2 protein-coding genes are annotated in these 1,669 nt (G+C 71.2%); both read left to right on the forward strand.

All coding sequences use genetic code 11. The features are described from left to right. A partial coding sequence (locus tag RKE29_RS29760; protein WP_312008823.1) for a nuclear transport factor 2 family protein occupies positions 1-557 on the forward strand: 557 nt, incomplete at its 5' end. A gap of 53 nt (positions 558-610) precedes the next feature. Then, on the forward strand, positions 611-1,162 hold the full coding sequence (locus RKE29_RS29765) for a hypothetical protein (protein ID WP_312008824.1): 552 nt from the start codon (positions 611-613) through the stop codon (positions 1,160-1,162). The last annotated feature ends 507 nt before the right edge of the window (positions 1,163-1,669 follow it).

A 1,669-nucleotide genomic window follows, 5' to 3' on the forward strand; every position in this document is an offset into this window, starting at 1 on the left:
CCGGCGACGCCGCCCGGACGCGCTGGGCCGCGGGCGGCCGGCTCGCCGGCTACCGGCTGCCCGCCGCTCTCGGCGTGGCCACCGTGGTGCTCGGCGGCTTCGCCGTGTACGCCGGCACGCACGCCGCCGACCTGCGCGACCGGCCCGCCGCCCGCAACTCCGCGCTGTCCGACGGACCCGCGACCAGCCAGGTCCAGGGCGCCGTCGCCAAGGGCGTCGGCCAGGTCTTCTCCTACAACTACGCCGACCCGAAGGAAAACGAGCGGGCGGTGAAGGACCTGCTCACGGGCAAGGCCGTAAAGCAGCAGCGCGACATGTTCGCGCAGGTGCGGGCGCAGGGGGAGAAGAAGAAGATCGTCCTGACCACGACCGTCACCAACAGCGGCGTCGAGATGCTCGACGGCGACCGCGCACGGCTGCTCGTCTACGCGGACCAGCGCAACACCCAGGCCGTGGGGAAGGGCCAGACGACGTACGCGGCGGCCCTGTTCGCGGTGGACGCGGTCCGCGACGACGGCACGTGGAAGATCTCGAACATCGACACCTTCAACAGATAGCCACCGGACGAGCCGCGCGGCGATTGAGGAAAAGGGACACCATGCTTCGACGTTTGGCAGCAGGAATAGCGCTGGTCGCCGCGGCCGGCATTTCGATGACCGCGTGTTCATCGGAGAAGAAGGACCCGCCGGAGTACGCCTGGGCGGACAGCGTCTGCGAAACGGTGGTGCAGCCCAGCAGCGGCAAGGTGCAGCTTCCGCAGGTGGACCCGAAGAAGGAGCCGAAGGAGAGCCAGCAGCGCGTCGTCGCTTTCCTCGACGGCATCTCCGCCGAGCTGCTCGCCCAGAAGACGCGGCTGAAGCAGGAGGGCGCCCCGCCCGTGGACGGCGGCCAGCAGAGCCTCGACGAGGCCCTGAAGAACCTGGACGGGACCCAGGCGGCGGTCAAGGACGCGGCCGACGACATGCGCAATGCCAAGGTCACCGACGAGAAGTCGTACTTCACCGCGGCGACCGGGGCGGGGCAGGCGTTCGCCAAGTTCTCGACGTACAAGGGCCTGACGGATGACCTGCGCAAGAACCCGAAGCTGAACACGGCCTTCGACAAGGCCGATGCCTGCAAGAGCCTGTCGTCCGACGCGCCGGCTCCGGCCACGAGCGGCTGACGCCGCCCCAGGAGGACTCGGGCGCAGGCCGCCCGGCAGCACGCGTGAGTGAGGGCCCGCCGTGGGACGGCGGGCCCTCACTCGTGTCCCCGGCGGCGGATACGGACGGGTCCCGTGCGGCCGGTGCTCCCGTTCCTTGCCGGGCCCGCCTTCGGCAGGTCGTCCTGGCCGGCCGGGCCCGCCGGGTACGGGGCGCGTCCTCGCCGGTCAGCGGCGTCCCGTGCGGCTGGAGCCGGTCGTCCGACGTGCCCCGCCCGGGGCCCGGGGAGCGAGCGGCCCCGGAGCCATGGGCGGGTGGACGCGGACGCGACGATGAGGGCCCGCCGGGGATGTCCCGGCGGGCCCTCACCTTATGGAGCTAGGTTCAGCTGTGGCTCTTCAGCGCGAGGTTCGCGTTGATGGTGTTGTTGGGGCCGGCGGTGAAGACGCTGACGATGTCGTTCAGCCCACCGCAGTTCTTGAGCGAGGCCAGGTCGTACTTGCCCGCGATCGGCCCGCCCTTGAGCG

The organism is Streptomyces sp. B1866 (assembly GCF_031932565.1).
In the GTDB taxonomy this organism is placed as follows: domain Bacteria; phylum Actinomycetota; class Actinomycetes; order Streptomycetales; family Streptomycetaceae; genus Streptomyces.